The following is a 16,710-nucleotide window of genomic DNA, read 5'->3' as shown; positions in this document are numbered from 1 at the left end:
ATCTTCTTGTAATCCTGATAGGCGAGCTTGGCGTTGGCGATCGCGACCTTGCCCTTCAACGCCGTCAGCCGTGCCTTCTCGATGGGGTCGTTCAACTTGGCGATCTTTTCGTCGAGTTGCTTGTCGACCTGCGCATCAATGCGGCTGACGAAGAAGCTGGCGACGCTGGCGACATGGGTGGGATCGCCGCCGCCGGCGACATAATGCTCAAGTCCGGCGAGATAGGCCTCGGCCACATCGCGGTAGGTCTGCTGCGCGAATAGCAGCGTGACATTGATGCTGATACCCTCGCCGATCAGGTGTTGGATGGCCGGGAGGCCCTGGTCGGTCGCCGGAACCTTCACCATCAGGTTTTTGCGCGCGACATTTTTCCACAGCCGCTGGGCCTCGACGACGGTGCCCTCGGTGCTCAGCGCCAGATAGGGCGAAACCTCCAGGCTGACGAAGCCGTCGGTGCCTTTGAACTGATCATAGACCGGCTTCAGCACGTCGGCAGCGTGCTGGATATCTTCCACGGCGATTTGCTCGAACAGCTCGGCGACCGCCAGATCGCCGGATTGCAGCGCCTTAGCGATCGGGGCGTCATATTCGTCCGAGCTGCCGATCGCCTTTTCAAAGATCGAAGGGTTCGACGTCACGCCTTTGACGGCATCGGTGTCGATCAGCTTCTTGAGATCGCCCTTGGCGATAAAACCGCGGGCCAAAAAGTCGAGCCAGACGGCCTGACCGTGAGATTCCAGTGCTTTGACAGGGTTCATGATGCCTTATTGTTCTGTTCGGTCTGATGGGCCGGGCGTCCATCGATCTTGCGACCGGGCCGCATTTTGTCACCGCGTCTGCGGCAGCCAGAGCGCCGGCCGCACGGATCTTATGATCGCCCTAAATGCTTACGCCGTGCAAGACAAAGGGTTCCAATTCGCCGCTGGGCCGCCCATCGCGATGGCGTGTTCGGAGCATGACGAGAACACATGACAATCGGGCGACGCTAAGGCGTCGACGCGGGATCGCCCTGCCGGTGACCGACAGGGTAAGGTCGCTCCTGGTAGCCGATCAGGCTCAGGCGGCGCGGCGGACCATCAGGGTGTCGCTGACGGCTTTCTCCGCCGCAGCGCTCAACCTGAATTTCACCAGCGTTGCATCGACGTCGGTGCGGCCGACATAGACTGTCAGTTCGGTCGCCATGCCGTCGATGGTGGCGTCGGGGAGCGTTGCGGGTGCGTCAGGTCAAGCAAGATCGCTCTTTGCGAGATCCCACAGCAGGCGGTAGTTGCCGGTCGAAATCAGCGCCGATCCCGTAGTGGCGACCGCATCATCGAAGCGGCCTTTCATAACCGTAGCCACCGCTTCCGCATCGGTGCCGTCGATCAGAATATACCAGTCGCGCGCGGCCGGGTTCGGCGCGGCAGGATCGTCGGTTAGCGGCTTCGACAGTCGGGGGTCGCTTTCCATCAAATGCATCGAGATGATGCCATTGAGCGAGCCGGGATCGAGCAGCGTCACGATGCTCGCGCGGAGCGCCGCTGCGCCATCGGTCGACGGACGGATGCGCACCAGGCCAAGCGCGGCCCCACGGCCGACGCCGCGGCTCGCGGTAATCCGCGCCACCGAGCGCAGCATGTTGTGGAAGCGACCGATATTGGCCTTCGACCATGCGGTCTGGTTAGCCAATGCGGTGCGATAGGCATCGCTGTCGAGCACGTCGAAAGTGGCCGTTGAATACAGCCCGAGATATTTCGGCGCGGCGTCGACGGCGACATAGCGCCGGGCTTCGAGAAAGCCGGGGATTGCCACGCGTTCGGCGAGATGCTCGCGGTCGTACCACGCATTGAATTCGCGCTCATGCGCCGCGTCGATATCCATCGACGTCATCAGCATGCCCGTTCCGGCGATCGGCATATTCGGTCTTTCAAAAGGGCGGAAAAGTGAAGCGTATTCCGCCGCAAGGCGATTGGGGCTGGCGGATTGCGCTGCGCTAATCCGCCCGGTGGTTTGACGCGAGGTCGGCAATCGCCTTCATCACGGCGTCGCGCACGCCGGGGTCATAGAGCGAATGCCCGGCGCCCTCGACGATGCGGATCTCGGCATTGCCCCATGCCGCCGCCAGCGCATGCGAGGTCGAGGGCGGGCAGAGGAAGTCAAAGCGGCCCTGCACGATGATGCCGGGGATGTCGCGTAGCCTGCCGGCCTGCGCCAACAGCTGTCCAGGCTGCATGAAGCAACCGTGCTGGAAATAGTGCGCTTCCATCGAGGGCGTGGCGGGCATCGGCCGTGTCGAATGGCCGAGCGCGGCCAGATCGAGCCGGGTGCGGCTAGGGGCATGTTCCGACAGAATGCTTTCAGTGCCTCCCCAGGCCCGTGTGGCTGGCGTGGAGATGGTGGGGTCGCTGTCGAGAATGCGGCGATAATAGTTCGATAGCGGCGAGCCGCGCTCATCGGCGGGCAGGGCGCTGAGGAAATCCTCGTGCAGCCCGGGATAATGCCGCGGCAGCACGTCGAGGAACGCGCCGTCGAGTTCTTCGGCCGTGCCGAGAAAGGTTGCGCGCAGCCCGATGCCGCTGACCCGGTCGGGATGCGCTTCGGCATAGGCCAGCGCTAAAGTCGCGCCCCAGGATCCGCCGACGACCAGCCATTTCGCAAAGCCGAATTTTTCGCGGATGATCTCCATGTCCGCGATCAGATGCGCGGTGGTATTGGCCTCGCGAGATCCTTTCGGCCGGCTGCGCCCGGCGCCGCGCTGGTCGAACAGAACGGTGTGGAAACGCTGTGGATCGAACAGCCGGCGATGGTCGGGCTGACAGCCGCTGCCGGGACCGCCATGCAGATAGACCGCGGCAATGCCATCGACGCGGCCGACGCTTTCGACATAGATCGCATGGCCGTCGCCGACGTCGAGATGTTCTGTCGTCAGCGGCGCGAAGAGGTCGGCAGCGCCGGGCGTCTTGCCGGCATCGGCATCAGCCATGAGGGTCTGGTTCCAGCGTGCCACCGGCGAAGTTGCGGTAGAGAAAGCGGCGTTCGCCTGCCGCGGATTCGGTCTCGGCCATCTTGAAGATTTCCTCGTGCCTGGGCGACAGCGTGCAGGCAGGATCGGTATTACCCGCATCGCCGGTCAGCGCAAAGGCCTGGCAGCGGCAGCCGCCGAAATCGATCTCCTTGAAGGCGCAGCTGGCGCAGGGTTCGGGCATCCAGCCGGTGCCGCGGTAGCGGTTGAAGGCTTCCGAGTTCTGCCAGATCCAGGCGATCGAAGGGTTGGAGCGCACCGACTCGAATTCCAGCCCGGTAATGGTCTCCGCCGCATGGCACGGCAGGATCTTGCCGGCCGGCGAAATATTGAAAAACTGCCGGCCCCAGCCGCCCATGCATTTCTTCGGCCGCAGCGCGTAATAGTCCGGCACCACATAATCGATATCGAGAATGCCCTTGAGGCGCACGGTGGCGTCCTCGACGATGCGGCTGGTCTCCTCGATCTGCGCGATGGTCGGCATCAACGCGGCGCGGTTCTTCAGCGCCCAGCCATAATACTGCACATTGGCAACTTCGAGCCGGTCGGCGTCGAGATCGACCGCCATCTGGATGATGTCGGCGAGCTGGTGCAAATTCTGCCGGTGCATCACGGCGTTGACCGTCAGCGGCATGTCGAGTTCGCGCGTCCATCTGGCGACTTCGAGCTTTTTGGCGTGGCCGTTCTTGTAGCCCCCGACGCGATCGGCGACGACAGGCTCGTTGCCCTGAAAACTGATCTGCACATGGCACAGCCCCGCATCCGCCAGCGCCGAAAGTTTCTCGCGCGTCAGCAGCACGGCGGAAGTGATCAGGTTCGAATACAGCCCGACATCGCTGGCGTGCTGTACCAGTTCGACGATGTCCTTTCGGGCCGTCGGTTCGCCGCCGGAGAAATGGATCTGCAGCACGCCGATCTCGGCGAGCTCGCTCAGCACCTTTTTCCATTCAGCGGTGGTGAGTTCGTGGCTTGAACGCTCCAGTTCGACAGGATTGGAGCAATAGGGACATTGCAGCGGGCAGCGATGCGTCAGCTCGGCCAGCACGGCCAGCGGAATCCCGAACGTTTCCGCGGTCGAGCGGGTCTTTTCCATGATCGCCAGACCGTCGGTCGGATCGGCGAGCACGGGAATGGCATCTAGGCGGCTATCGCTGGCGAGGGTCGGGCTCATGCGGTCTGCTCCCGTGCCTGGGTCAGAAAGCCCTTGTCTGCGAGGTCCTGTAGCATCGCGATGACATCGACCCCGATGTCCTCGCGCGGCGCGGTGTATTTCGCCGCCAGCAGATCGATGATGACGGCGACGCTGCGCGCGCCGTCGCAGAGCTGCAGGATCTCGACCGCGATCTCGTCCGGCGCCAGCACGCGTTCCGGCGCCAGGATCACCCAGACCTTGCGGCTGTCGTCGAATTTCAGCTTGGCGTGGCGCGGCAGCACCGGCCGGCTGGCCTCTTCAACGCTCATGCGGCGGCTGCGCGGCTCTGCCATGATCTTGCCTCAGCAAGCCGCGGGCACGAAGGCGCCCGGCGGCACGTGGCCGTTGACATAGGCGTGATGCAGCGCGTCGAGCTGCACCCACAAGACATTGGTCTTGAAGATCAGCGCATTGCACACGGCCGCGCGTTCCGCCGGTGTGCTGGCGTGCTTCTTGACGTAGTCGAGCGCAAAATTGGCATCGCGCGGCGCCTGGGTCAGGCGGCGGCTGAAATAGCTCATGATGTCCGGATTGACGAAGTCGTAATGCTTCAACATTCCGGCGATGCGCTCTTCATGCAGGTTCGGCGCGAACAGTTCGGTGAGTGACGAGGCGATCGCCTCCAGCGGGGTCTTGTCGCGGACGAAGTGAACATAGGCGTCCACGGCAAAACGCGTCGCCGGCAGAATGCCTTCGCCGGATTCGACATAAGCGCTATCAAGGCCAAGGCCCTCGGTCAGCTTCAGCCAGCGCTCGATGCCGCCCTCGGAGCCGGGCTCGCCGTCATGGTCCTCGATCCGGTGTCGCCATTCCATGCGGATGGCGCGGTCGCGAAACCGCGAGATCACGACTGCGTCCTTGATCGGAATCGTGCTTTGATAATAATAGCGGTTCAACGCCCAGGCCTGCACCTGGCCCTTGTTGAGCTTGCCGCCATGCAGCAACGCGTGAAACGGATGCAGGCTGTGATAGCGCGTCGCGCCGATATGTCGCAGCGTCGCCTCGAGTTGCTCCGCGCTGTCGAGCGGGGTGGTGGAGACCAGCGAAAAGGCGGTCAGGGCGTTCACAGCGTTATCTCCATGCCGTCATGGGCCATCTGCCAGCCGGCGTTTTGCAGGCTCGCCCGCTCCGCGGAATCGTGCAGCAGCGCCGGGTTTGAATTATTGATGTGCAGAAAGACCTTTTGCGCAATGCCGCAGTCAGCCAACATGGCGATGGCACCATCATCGCCGGACATCGAAAGGTGCCCCATGCGCTGACCGGTTTTGACGCCCAGTCCGGCCACGATCATCTCATCGTCGCGCCATACGGTGCCGTCAAAGAACACCAGCGGCGCGCCGTCGAGGCGCTGCGCCAGTTCGGGCGTCACGCGCGCGCAGGCGGCGACGAAGAAGAAATACTGTCCACTGGCCTTATCCTCGATCCGCAGCCCGATCGTATCGCCGTCCTCTTCGACATCGCCGCCGGGATGGATCTCGCCTTCGAGATACCAGGCGCTCTTGCCGGGCACGGCGAATGGCAGCACGGCCAGACCCGACGGCGCTCCATCGGCCAAAGCGGGTTCGAAACTCAGGTCGATGTCGATGGCTTGTCGCGGCACGTTCTTCTCCGCCAGCACATTGAAGATGCTGTTGGCTTTCAGAATCGCGAGCACCCTCTGGTGCGCGTAGAGATTAAATGGCGAGCCCTCTCGCATCGACAAGAGGCCGGCCACCGCGTCAACTTCGCCATTGGTCAGGATCACGCCAGCAATCGGCGTGTGGCGCAATTCGCCGGATGTGGGATGAAGCTGCGGTGTTGAAGTGACCTGCTGCCGCAGCTCTGGCGCCGCATTGATCAGAAACCAGTTGCGGCCGTTATTGCTGAAGGCGAGCGAACTCTGGGTGCTCTGCAATTCAGGTCGCTCGCGGGCAGCCCGGCAAATCGCGCAACCGCAATTCCACTGCGGCACGCCGCCGCCAGCGGCGGCTCCAAGAACGATAACACGCAACATGACATCGCCCCTGAAGCAATCCGGGCGGGGCGCCTTCTGGTGGAAGGCGCCCCGATGGTCGGACCTTACTTACGCGCGGCGCAGGCGTACATGTTGATTTCCATGCCAACCGCGACTTCGACGATTTTCGGTGTTTTCCAGGCCATTTTGGTCTCCCAATATTTGCAGCCGGGGTGCTGCGGCTAATAAGTGTAATGCTTGCACCCGAGTTCGCCAACTGTTTCGTCAACACAATGCGCGCGACGCGTGCATTGCAATGAACCACCGCGATGCAACATTGCAATGGCGGCATTGTTCCCCAAGTGTCAAAGCCGGCTGTACCTTTCCATTCCAGAGACCGATCGCCATGCCCCGCTATTTTTTCAACACCCGTATGCGCGACGACCTGATCGTCGACCCCGACGGCCAAATGTTGCGGGATCCCGATCGGGCCTGGGAAACGGCCCGCGCCATCATTCTGGAATTGCTGCGCACCGAGGGCGCGCCGGGCGATCTGATGAACGCGGTGATCGAGGTGACCGATGAAAGCGGCGAGATCGTACTGGAGTTTCCGTTCACCGAAGCGCTGCTCGAGGCGACGCCGCCAGGTACCACACGCCACTGATGGCGTCGCACGTCCCGTCGGTCGGCATTGAACACGGCGCCTGGATTTTATTTGCCTAGCCGGGGCAAAATATCAGATGGTGGAGTCAGGAAAGCCTCGGGATGGCGCGTCAGCGCGATCGCAACAGAAGGCTTCCTTACAGGGAGAACCACATGTCGATTCATGCATCCGCGCGTCAGGCGCTGCTCGCAGGCGCTTTGTTGGGTGTTTTCACGCTTGGCGCAGTGGCGCAGCAACCCGCCGCATCGCCCGCGCCAGCGGCTCCCTCCGCCGCGCCGGCGCTTCCCCCCGGTTCACCGTTGATCGGTCGTCCCGACGGCGCGGCAGCCGCCAAGCTGGCACCGGTGTCGGCGCCGCCGATTGCCACGGCCGCGGACAAATTGCCGGCACTGAAGCTGAAGCTGCCGCCCGGTTTCAACATCGAGGTCTATGCCGCCGGCATGGCCAATGCGCGCTCGCTGGCCGAAGGCGACAAGGGCACGGTCTTCGTGGGCAGCCGCCTCCTCGACAAGGTCTATGCCGTGATCAACAAGGACGGCAAGCGATCGGTCAAGGTGCTGGCATCCGGCCTGTACCGGCCGAATGGCGTCGCCTTCAAGGATGGCACGCTGTACATCGCCGAGCTGTCGAAGATTTCCAAGATCGACAAGGTCGAGGATTTGCTCGATAGCCCGCCGAAGCCGACCATGATCTATGATAATTTGCCGAAGGACGAAGCCCATGGCTGGAAGTTCATCGGCATCGGGCCGGACAAGAAGCTCTACGTTCCGGTCGGACAGCCCGGTAACAATGTGCTGCATGACGATGCCCATGGTCAGATCCGTCGCATCAACCTCGACGGCTCCGGCGCCGAAGTGGTCGCGCTCGGTGTCCGCAACAGCGTCGGCTTCGACTGGAATCCGGACACCAAGCAATTGTATTTCACCGACAATGGCCGCGACTGGATGTCGGAGAGCGTGCCGGAAGACGAACTCAACCGCGTGACCAAGACCGGCGAGGATTTTGGGGCGCCGTATTGCTACCAGGGCAATGTCGTCGATGCCGAATTCGGCTGGGGGAAATCCTGCGCGGATTATACCGCGCCGGTCGGTCTGATGGGGCCGCATACCGCGGCGCTCGGTATGCGCTTCTACACCGGCAAGATGTTCCCGGAGTCCTACAAGAACGCTATTTTCGTAGCGCGGCATGGCTCGTGGAATAAGACCGTCAAGACCGGCGGTGACGTGGTCGCGGTGAAGCTGAACAAGGACGGCACGGTGAAATCCGTCGAGCCGTTCCTGACCGGCTTCATCGAGAACAACAACTATCTCGGCCGTCCGGTCGACGTGCTGCCGATGAAGGACGGCTCGATGCTGGTGTCCGACGACTGGAACGGTGCGATCTATCGCATCAGCTACGGCAAGCCGAAGACGGCTGCGAAGTAGGCGATCGTCACACGCCGTCATTCCGGGGCAGGTCGAACCGTGAAACGGTTCGGCCTGAACCCGGAATCTCGAGCTGATTACCCTATCGAGGTTCCGGGTCCGCGGTCGCGCTGATGCGCGATGCGTCCCGGAATGACATGTACCTGACTACAGGAAAGAGTTTTACGGATGCGTCTGTTTGCCGTCATCGCGCTTCTGCTTGTGGCCACATCATCTCTTCAGGCCGAACCGATCGCTGAACGCGCCGCGCCGTGTCTGGCCTGCCATAGCGAGGCCGGCACGTCGGAGATGGAGAACATCCCGTCGCTCGGCGCGCAGCAGCCGGCCTATTCGCTGATCCAGTTGTTCATGTTCCGTGAGAAGCTGCGCCGCTTCGAGCCGATGAACGAGATGGCGAAGGATTTTTCCGATGACGACCTGCGCCTCTTTTCCGATTTTCTCGCCACGCTACCGAAGCCCAAGCCGCCCGCGGAGGCTGGCGAACCGGCGCGGATGGCCAGCGCCCGCATCCTGACCCAGCAATTCCGCTGCGATTCCTGCCACAACGCCGATTTCGCCGGCCGGGACAACATTCCTCGGATCGCCAACCAACGCGAGGACTACCTCGTCAAGACGTTGCGCGAATACAAGGACAATTCCCGGCATGGCTACGACGCCACCATGGCCGATGTGATGCAATCGGTCACCGACCCGCAGATCGTCGAACTGGCGTATTTCCTGGCACGGGTGCGGTAGGCGTGTGTCTGTCATCCCGGGGCGCGGGCGGCGGCAGCCGGCCGCGAACCCGGAATCCTGACATGTTCATCCCATTTCCAGATTCCGGGTTCGCTCGAGCTGCGCTGTCGCGCCCCGGAATGACAAGTCTGCGGCGAAACGCTCCCCCATTGGCCAATGGCTCCGGCTGCGATAACAAGCGCCACCCATGGAGTGATGCATGAACGATCTCTGGCGTTTGTCGGCCGTTGACCTGGCCGCGTTGATTCGAGCCCGCAAGGTGTCGGCGAAGGAAGCGGCGCTCGCCGGTCTGGCGCGGCTCGACGCGGTCAACCCGGTCATCAACGCCGTGGTCGAGCACCGCCCCGATGACGTGATGGCGCAGGCCGAGGCGATCGACGCGGCGCTGGCGCGCGGCGATGAAATCGGGCCGCTCGGCGGCGTGCCGGTCACCGTCAAGGTCAATATCGACTATGCCGGCTACGCCACCACCAACGGCGTTCAGATTCAGAGCGGCGTCCTACCGACCAGCAACAGTCCGGTGATCGACAATCTGCGCAAGGCCGGCGCGGTGATCCTCGGCCGCACCAATTGCCCGGCCTTTTCCTATCGCTGGTTCACCACCAATTTGCTCTATGGCGACACCAAGAACCCGCGTGATCCGGCGCTGACACCGGGCGGCTCGTCCGGAGGTGCCGCGGCGTCGGTGGCGGCCGGCATCGGCCATATTGCGCACGGCACCGACATTGCCGGCTCGATCCGCTACCCGGCCTATGCCTGCGGTGTGCATGGCCTGCGCCCCACACTCGGCCGCATTGCCGCTTATAATGCCGCCCTGCCGGAGCGCATCATTTCCGGGCAGATCACCGCGATGTCCGGTCCGCTGGCGCGGACCATCGGCGATATCCGGCTCGGCCTCGCCGTGATGTCGCAGCCCGACATGCGCGACCCGTGGTGGGTGCCGGCGCCGCTGGAAGGCCCGTCGATGCCGAAGCGCGCGGCGATCTGCCTGCGGCCGGACGGGCTTGAAATCACCGACGACGTCGAAGCCGCGGTACGCGATGCGGGCCGGCGGCTGCGGGCGGCCGGATGGACCGTCGAGGAGGTCGACAACACGCCGCCGTTGCGCGAGGCGGCGGAGTTGCAGACCCAGATCTGGTTCGGCGATGGTTTCCAGGGAATGATGGACGCTGCCGAGCGGGAGGGGGATCCCGGGGCGCTGGCCTGTCTGCGCGGCATCCAGCCCCGCCTCGAAGGCTTTGAAAATGGCGGCTTGTCGCGGGCCCTGGTGCGGCGCTCGAGCTTCGTGCGCGACTGGCAGATGTTCCTGCAGGACTACGCGGTGGTGCTGATGCCGGTATCCGGCGAGTTGCCGTTTGCCGACAACCTCGACCTCAAGGACGCTGAATCCTTCGAGCGGGTGTGGCGGGCGCAGCTGCCGCAGATCGGTATTCCCTTCATGGGCCTGCCGGCGCTGGTGGTGTCTACCGGCCTGGTCGGACGCACGCCAACCGGGGTGCAGATCGTCGCCGGCCGCTACCGCGAGGACCTCTGTTTGCTGGCGGGCGAAGCCATCGAGGCCGGCGGTACGCCGGTGTCGCCGATCGATCCTGTCACCGCCTGATCGCAACGAAGGTAAAGGACATGGCCAACATCTATGACTTCTCGGCCAGAACGCTGGCGGGCGATGACGTGTCGCTCCGGCAATTCGAGGGCAAGGCGCTGCTGATCGTCAATACCGCCAGCGCCTGCGGGTTCACGCCGCAATACAAGGGCCTGCAGCAGCTCCACGAGGCCTATGCGCTACGTGGTTTCGCGGTGCTGGGCTTCCCATGTAACCAGTTTGGTGGCCAGGAGCCGGGCGATTCCAGCCAGATCGAGACCTTCTGCGAGACGCATTACGAGGTCAGTTTCCCGATGTTCGAGAAGATCGACGTCAATGGAAACCATGCCCATCCATTGTATAATTTCCTGAAATCTGAAAAGTCGGGATTGCTCGGCTCGGCGATCAAATGGAATTTCACCAAATTCCTGGTCGACCGTGCCGGTCGGGTCGTGGCGCGGTACGCGCCGACCACCAAACCTGAATCGCTAAAAGAAGAAATCGAGGCGCTGCTATGACCGATACCAATGACGCGATCACCCCATTGCCCGATCGGCTGTCCACCGATCCGCGAAGCCCGTTCTACAATGCCGATGTGCTGCAGCGCGACGTCGGCATCCGCTTCAAGGGCGTCGAGCGCACCAATGTCGAGGAATATTGCGTCAGCGAGAGCTGGGTGAAGGTGCCGGCGGGTACCGCCAAGGATCGCTTCGGCAATCCGCTGATGATCAAGCTGACCGGTCCGGTCGAAGCCTATTTCCGCGACGAGGTTTAAACTGTCATTCCGGGGCGGGAGCAGCGCCAGCCGCGACCGAGCCCGGAATCCCGAGATGGGACGATGAACATGTCGAGGTTCCGGGTTCGCTCGCGCTGGCGCGCTCCCGCCCCGGAACGACAGTGAAAGCCGTGACTAGCAAAAAGGCGTTGTCCGCATAAATTTGAAGCTTAAAGTAATTTAAGTTTCACGCTACGCTCGAACAGCGGCAGGATGGATCGGTCGAATCCTCCTTGTTGCAATGCGTTCATGGCCAATGAGGACCGGGAATGAAGGTGGTGTCGCTGCGTTCGGAGGCTTCAACCGGTCCGGAGCCGTTGCCTGGCCTCAAGCCGGCGTCGGCGATGATCGAGATCGATCACGTCTCGCAGCGCTTTCAGACCTCCGGTCGGCAAAGCCATCTGGCGCTGTCGGACATCAACCTGACCATCGACGACGGCGCCTTTGTCTCGATCCTCGGCCCCTCCGGTTGCGGCAAATCCACGCTGCTCTACATCGTCGGCGGCTTCGTGCAGCCGAGCGACGGTGAAGCAAGGGTCAAGGGCAAGGTCATTACCGGCCCGGGCCCCGATCGCGGCCCGGTATTCCAGGAATTCGCGCTGTTCCCGTGGAAGAACGTGCTCGGCAATGTGATGTACGGGCTGCGCCAGCAGGGCGTGAAGAAGGCCGAGGCCGAGGCGAAGAGCCGCAAGCTGCTGGAGATGGTTGGCCTCAAGGGCTACGAAAACTTCTATCCGAAAGAACTGTCCGGCGGCATGAAGCAGCGCGTCGCGATCGCGCGCACGCTGGCCTACAATCCCGCCGTTCTATTGATGGACGAGCCGTTCGGCGCGCTGGATGCGCACACCCGCACCCGGCTGCAGAACGATCTGCTCACCATCTGGGAGCGCGACCGCAAGACGGTATTGTTCGTCACCCATTCGGTCGAGGAGGCGGTGTTCCTGTCCGACAAGGTCGTGGTGATGACGCGCTCGCCGGGCAGCATCAAGGTGGTGGTCGATATCGACTTGCCGCGTCCGCGCAAGCGCGCCGAACTGCTGCTCGATCCGCGTTACCAGAAATATGTCGTCGATATCGAGAAGATGATCGACGACACCGGCGAAGACGGAATCCACGCATGATGTCGCCAAGCGCGTTGCTGGAAAAATCGGCGCCGCTGCTTGCTTGCATCGGGCTGCTGTGCGCCTGGCAGCTGGCCTCGCTGGAGCTGCGGACCGAAAGCTTTCCAACCGCGTGGGAAGCGATCCGCGCGGTACCCTCGATCCTCGGTGACAAGGAATCGCTGATCAATATCGGCGCCTCGATCCGCCGCATGGTGGTTGGGCTCAGCCTCGCGGTGTTGTTCGCGATTCCGCTCGGCCTGCTGATGGGCCGGCTGAAGAGCGTCGCCTCGTTTTTCAATCCGCTGCTGATGATCATCTATCCGGTGCCGAAGGCGGCCTTGATGCCGATCATCATGCTGTGGCTCGGCGTCGGCGATCTCTCCAAGACGCTGGTGATCTTTCTCGGCGTCAGCCTGCCGATCATCTATCACTCGTTCCAGGGCGGCAAGGCGGTGGAAGAGAAGATGCTGTGGTCGGCCGCGGCGATGGGCATGTCGGCACCGCGGCGGATGTGGCGCATCGTGCTGCCGGCGGCACTGCCGGAAATTCTCACCGGCTGCCGCACCGGGCTGGTGCTGGCGTTGATCACCATGGTGACCTCGGAGATGATCGCGCGGCAGTCCGGCGCCGGCAACATCCTGTTCAACGCGCTGGACATGGCGCAGTACGACACCGTGTTCGCGATGATCATCATCATCGGGGCGATGGGCATCCTGTTCGATGCGGCGTTCGAGAGACTGCGTGGCTCGCTGGTGCGCTGGTCAAAACCGCAGCACGACATTCCGCTGAGCTTCTCATGAACCCCGCCCTGCACAAGGTCCTGCTCGGCATCACCCCGATCGCGCTGTTCATCGCGCTGTGGCAGGGCTTGATCAGTTTCGGCTACGCGCCCGTCACACTGCTGCCGCCGCCCGGCGCGGTATTCTTGCGATTGGGCCAACAACTGTTCACCAGCGATTTCCTGCACGAGATCGCCGCCACTTTGGTGCGGCTGTTCGCGGGCTTCGGCATCGCGGTGGGGCTCGGTGTCACCATCGGCCTGGCCGCGGCGGTCAGCCCGGCGATCAACGCGGTGGTGAAGCCGCTGGTGCGGGTGCTGGCGCCCATTCCAAAGGTGGCGTTGTATCCGGCGCTGCTGCTGATCCTCGGTTTTGATCATGCCTCGAAGATCACGCTGGTCGCCGCCGACGCGCTGTTTCCGATCCTGCTCTCGACCTATTACGGCGCCTCGATGGTCGAGCAGAAGCTGATCTGGTCGGCGATGGCTGCCGGCACGCCGCGGGCGCAGATCCTGTTCAAGGTGGTGCTGCCGGCGGCGATGCCCTCGATCCTGACCGGCTGCCGCATCGGTCTCGTGATCTCCTGCATCGTGGTGTTCCTGGCCGAGATGATCACCTCGACCGACGGCCTCGGCCACATGCTGGTGCAGGCCGCGCGCACCTTCCAGACCGTCGATATGTTCGTGCCGCTGATCACGATTTCGATGCTCGGGCTGCTCCTGAACAGCCTGCTGCACGGGTTGCGGACCTATTTGCTGCGCGGATTTCCGGAAGTGTAGCTCCGTCGTAGGGGGGGCAAAGCGTAGCGTGCCCACCGGCCGACGACGGGCGGATCGATGGTGGGCACGGCGCAAGAGCGCCTTTGCCTACCCTACGGCTTCATCCCAGCCGCATGTCGAGCAGGCGGCGGCCGCCTTCGGTCTTCAGCTGCTTCTTCACCGCCGGTGAGGCCGCGATCTCGTAGTGATCGGCGTAGGCCTCGTGGTTCTTCTCGATATCGTCGAGGCGATACAGATAGTTCACCATCAGCCCGGCGGATTCGCGCAGGCCCTTGGCCGAGATGTCGCCGAGCCAGTCGATGCGCTCCAGCCGGGCGCCATTGCCGAGATGGAAGCGGGCGACCGAATCAACAGGACCGCCGCGCGGCGCCTTGGCTTTAAGGAAATAATGCGCGGCGAGCGGTTCGATCACCGCGCGCAGTTGCGCCGCCTGCGCCGCGTCGTGGATCCAGTCGGGGTTATCCAGCAGTTCAAGCAGCGGGCGCTCCTCCTCGCTGAGCGGCAGGTCCGGCGTGCGCTTTAGCCACTTCATGAAGCCGGGCACCGGCGACAGCGTCACGAAAGTGTCGAGCTTCGGCAGTTCACGACGCAGTTCCTCCACCACCTGCTTGATCAGGAAATTGCCGAATGAAATCCCGGCAAGACCGCGCTGGCAGTTCGAGATCGAATAGAACACCGCGGTGCGGGCGCGGTCGATCGGCACCGGCTGACGGTCTTCGGCGAGCAGCGGCGCGATGGCGCCCGGAATCGCTTCGGTCAACGCGACTTCGACGAAGATCAGCGGTTCGTCGACCAGCGCGGGATGGAAGAACGCGTAGCAGCGGCGGTCGATCGGATCGATGCGGCGGCGCAGATCGTTCCAGTCGTGGATCTCATGCACGGCCTCGTATTTGATGACCTTCTCGAGAATGATGGCGGGTGTCGACCAGTTTATTTTTCGCAGCACGAGAAATCCCCTGTTGAACCAGGAAGCCAAGAGATGCGCGATGTCGCGGTCGACGGTGGCGAGATCCTTGTGTCCGTTTTTGAGGTCGAGCAGATCGGCGCGCATGTTCACCAGTTCGTGCGTGGCACCAGGCGCGCGGTTCAAGCGCCGAAACAATTCCTGGCGCTGCGGCTCGGAGGCGAAGTGCAGTTCGCCGGCGCCGTCCCCGCTCGGCTTGTCGCGCCAGGCCTCGATGGCCTTGTCCAGCTTGTCGGCGTCGGGACCGTATTTTTCCGCGAGCGCCTCGAAAAAGGTCAGGCGGCCGGCCTCGTCGAGGCTGTGATAGCGGTCGAGCACGCCGCGCGCGATAACGCTGCCGGAGGCTTCGCCGCGACCGGACAACAATTCGCCGCACAGCTCGATGAGGTCTGACGTATTCTGTCCGGCGTCGACCGATGCCGGGCCGAGGCGCAGCAGGGCGCGACCGCGCTCGGAAATCGAGGTGAGCAGGTCGGAGAAGAAGTCGTTGGTCATGGTGAATCAATTCCCGGCTGGCCGTCCGCATCCAGTCATCGGCAATATAGGGCATGTCCCGGCATATTGCGCGGTCATTTGAAGCATGAAACAATTGTGAAGGCGGGCCCGCCCGGCAAGAGACTTGCATCGTAGCGCCCGACACAGGGGATTTTACAATGAAGCGAATTCTGGCGAAGGGCGGCGTTGTCGCGACTCTGGCATTAAGCGTGGTGCTTGGCGCGAGCGCGGTGCATGCCCAGCAGACCATCAAGGTCGGCTGGACCATTCCGGCGGAAGAATCCAAATACTGGATGATGAAGCGGCCGCAGGAATTCCCCGATATCGGCAAGGCCTACAACATCGAGTGGGTGCAGTTTCAGGGCACCGCGCCAATGACCCAGGCGCTGGCCGCCGGCGCGCTGGACTGCGCGACGCAGTCGCCGCTGGCGCTGGCCCAGGGCACCGTCAGTGGCGGGTTGAAAGCCTACATCGTCGCCCAGCATGTCTTTGAAAAGCCCGGCAGCTTTTCGGTCTACTGGGCCGTCAAGGACGACTCGCCGATCAAGACCATCGCCGACCTCAAGGGCAAGACGCTGTCGATCAACACGCTGGGCTCCGGTATCTATGGCCCGATGGCGATCCTGCTGAAGCAGGCCGGCCTCGACGCCGCCAAGGACGTCAAGCTGGTTGAGGTCGGCTTCGCGCTGTCGGAAGAGGGGCTGCGTTCCGGCCGCGTCGATTCGGCGGTGATGAACCAGCCGTTCGCCGCGCGCATGGAAGCCAAGGGTGGCACGCGAAAACTGTTCTCGCTGTCGCAGCAGCAGCCAAATATCGTGCACATTCTCGAAGCCTGTCGCGCCGACTTCATCGACAAGAGCCCGGACCTCGCCAAGCTCTATGTCCGCGACCTCACGCTCGGCATGCAGAAGGCTTTGGCCAACCGCGAGGAGACGCTGAAGGTCGTCAACGAGGTGATGAAGGCGCCGATCCCGGTGCTGGAGACCTATCTGCTGAGGGATAATGATTTCGCGCGCGATCCCGGGGCGGCGCCGAACTTTACCGCGATCCAGCAGATGCTCGATGTCTATGTCGAGACTGGCATGCTGCCGAAGAAGGTCGACGTGTCGGCCTGGAAGCACCCGACCATCGTGGCGCCGCTGAAGTAGCGACTTGCCCCGGACGCGGTGCGCTGCGCGGCCTTGGCCGCGTGGTGCGCCGCAGAGCCGGGGCCCTACCAGACCCCGGTGCCCGTTACGGTCCCGGCTCCGCGGAGCGGCACAAGAGCGCCGCACCGCGTCCGGG

General features: G+C 63.2%; 20 protein-coding genes. 10 read left to right on the top strand and 10 right to left on the bottom strand.

Annotated features, from left to right (window positions below):
* The 9 genes from Q0S16_RS19025 to pqqA all read right to left on the bottom strand — a co-directional run.
* Positions 1 to 758, bottom strand: a 758-nt coding sequence (locus Q0S16_RS19025) for a transaldolase family protein (protein ID WP_295851485.1), incomplete at its 3' end; no start/stop codon positions are given.
* Positions 759 to 1,056: 298 nt separating this feature from the next.
* The gene (locus Q0S16_RS19020) at positions 1,057 to 1,182 is read right to left on the bottom strand and encodes a hypothetical protein (protein WP_295851482.1); all 126 of its coding nucleotides are present in this window, start codon (positions 1,180 to 1,182) and stop codon (positions 1,057 to 1,059) included.
* A 42-nt stretch (positions 1,183 to 1,224) separates the two neighbouring features.
* Entirely contained in the window at positions 1,225 to 1,896 is a 672-nt protein-coding gene (locus Q0S16_RS19015; RefSeq protein ID WP_295851479.1) for a DUF4286 family protein, read from the bottom strand.
* Positions 1,897 to 1,972: 76 nt separating this feature from the next.
* Positions 1,973 to 2,962, bottom strand: coding sequence for a prolyl aminopeptidase (gene pip, locus Q0S16_RS19010; protein WP_295851477.1), 990 nt, complete (start codon positions 2,960 to 2,962; stop codon positions 1,973 to 1,975).
* Complete coding sequence (pqqE, locus tag Q0S16_RS19005) at positions 2,955 to 4,172, bottom strand: pyrroloquinoline quinone biosynthesis protein PqqE (protein ID WP_295851472.1); 1,218 nt, start codon at positions 4,170 to 4,172, stop codon at positions 2,955 to 2,957. Before pqqE ends, pip begins: the two co-directional genes overlap by 8 nt.
* Positions 4,169 to 4,486, bottom strand: coding sequence for a pyrroloquinoline quinone biosynthesis peptide chaperone PqqD (pqqD, locus tag Q0S16_RS19000; protein ID WP_295851469.1), 318 nt, complete (start codon positions 4,484 to 4,486; stop codon positions 4,169 to 4,171). The genes pqqE and pqqD overlap by 4 nt, the downstream gene beginning before the upstream one ends.
* A 9-nt stretch (positions 4,487 to 4,495) precedes the next feature.
* Complete coding sequence (gene pqqC, locus Q0S16_RS18995) at positions 4,496 to 5,260, bottom strand: pyrroloquinoline-quinone synthase PqqC (RefSeq protein ID WP_295851467.1); 765 nt, start codon at positions 5,258 to 5,260, stop codon at positions 4,496 to 4,498.
* Positions 5,257 to 6,186, bottom strand: a complete 930-nt coding sequence (pqqB, locus tag Q0S16_RS18990) for a pyrroloquinoline quinone biosynthesis protein PqqB (RefSeq protein ID WP_295851464.1) — start codon at positions 6,184 to 6,186, stop codon at positions 5,257 to 5,259. The genes pqqC and pqqB overlap by 4 nt, the downstream gene beginning before the upstream one ends.
* Before the next feature lie 65 nt (positions 6,187 to 6,251).
* Positions 6,252 to 6,332, bottom strand: a complete 81-nt coding sequence (gene pqqA, locus Q0S16_RS18985; protein ID WP_041801384.1) for a pyrroloquinoline quinone precursor peptide PqqA — start codon at positions 6,330 to 6,332, stop codon at positions 6,252 to 6,254.
* A gap of 200 nt (positions 6,333 to 6,532) precedes the next feature.
* Between pqqA and Q0S16_RS18980 the strand changes: the two genes are divergently transcribed.
* The 9 genes from Q0S16_RS18980 (at position 6,533) to Q0S16_RS18940 (ending at position 13,967) form a co-directional block, all read left to right on the top strand.
* Positions 6,533 to 6,790 carry a hypothetical protein gene (locus tag Q0S16_RS18980; protein WP_295851461.1) on the top strand — a complete coding sequence of 86 codons (258 nt, stop codon included), beginning with the start codon at positions 6,533 to 6,535 and terminating at the stop codon, positions 6,788 to 6,790.
* Between the two features lie 152 nt (positions 6,791 to 6,942).
* Complete coding sequence (locus Q0S16_RS18975) at positions 6,943 to 8,214, top strand: PQQ-dependent sugar dehydrogenase (protein ID WP_295851458.1); 1,272 nt, start codon at positions 6,943 to 6,945, stop codon at positions 8,212 to 8,214.
* A 168-nt stretch (positions 8,215 to 8,382) separates the two neighbouring features.
* Positions 8,383 to 8,949: a cytochrome C gene (locus tag Q0S16_RS18970; RefSeq protein ID WP_295851455.1), complete on the top strand. Its 567-nt coding sequence runs from the start codon at positions 8,383 to 8,385 to the stop codon at positions 8,947 to 8,949.
* Positions 8,950 to 9,148: 199 nt separating this feature from the next.
* Entirely contained in the window at positions 9,149 to 10,552 is a 1,404-nt protein-coding gene (locus Q0S16_RS18965; protein WP_295851444.1) for an amidase family protein, read from the top strand.
* A gap of 20 nt (positions 10,553 to 10,572) precedes the next feature.
* The gene (locus Q0S16_RS18960; protein WP_295851438.1) at positions 10,573 to 11,049 is read left to right on the top strand and encodes a glutathione peroxidase; all 477 of its coding nucleotides are present in this window, start codon (positions 10,573 to 10,575) and stop codon (positions 11,047 to 11,049) included.
* Positions 11,046 to 11,306, top strand: a complete 261-nt coding sequence (locus tag Q0S16_RS18955) for a DUF3297 family protein (protein ID WP_295851435.1) — start codon at positions 11,046 to 11,048, stop codon at positions 11,304 to 11,306. The genes Q0S16_RS18960 and Q0S16_RS18955 overlap by 4 nt, the downstream gene beginning before the upstream one ends.
* A gap of 269 nt (positions 11,307 to 11,575) precedes the next feature.
* Positions 11,576 to 12,427, top strand: a complete 852-nt coding sequence (locus Q0S16_RS18950) for an ABC transporter ATP-binding protein (RefSeq protein ID WP_295851433.1) — start codon at positions 11,576 to 11,578, stop codon at positions 12,425 to 12,427.
* Complete coding sequence (locus Q0S16_RS18945) at positions 12,424 to 13,209, top strand: ABC transporter permease subunit (RefSeq protein WP_295851430.1); 786 nt, start codon at positions 12,424 to 12,426, stop codon at positions 13,207 to 13,209. The genes Q0S16_RS18950 and Q0S16_RS18945 overlap by 4 nt, the downstream gene beginning before the upstream one ends.
* Positions 13,206 to 13,967, top strand: a complete 762-nt coding sequence (locus tag Q0S16_RS18940; protein ID WP_295851427.1) for an ABC transporter permease — start codon at positions 13,206 to 13,208, stop codon at positions 13,965 to 13,967. Before Q0S16_RS18945 ends, Q0S16_RS18940 begins: the two co-directional genes overlap by 4 nt.
* Before the next feature lie 100 nt (positions 13,968 to 14,067).
* On the opposite strand, the gene Q0S16_RS18935 is transcribed toward Q0S16_RS18940, so the two are convergent.
* Entirely contained in the window at positions 14,068 to 15,426 is a 1,359-nt protein-coding gene (locus tag Q0S16_RS18935; RefSeq protein WP_295851424.1) for a malonyl-CoA decarboxylase, read from the bottom strand.
* A 158-nt stretch (positions 15,427 to 15,584) separates the two neighbouring features.
* Between Q0S16_RS18935 and Q0S16_RS18930 the strand changes: the two genes are divergently transcribed.
* Positions 15,585 to 16,574, top strand: coding sequence for an ABC transporter substrate-binding protein (locus Q0S16_RS18930; protein WP_295851421.1), 990 nt, complete (start codon positions 15,585 to 15,587; stop codon positions 16,572 to 16,574).
* Positions 16,575 to 16,710: the final 136 nt, after the last annotated feature.

The sequence above is a fragment of the Tardiphaga sp. genome (genome assembly GCF_025356345.1).
Taxonomy (GTDB): domain Bacteria; phylum Pseudomonadota; class Alphaproteobacteria; order Rhizobiales; family Xanthobacteraceae; genus Tardiphaga.
The sequence above is the reverse complement of the archived record's forward strand: the minus strand, read 5'-3'. Positions and strand labels throughout refer to the sequence as shown.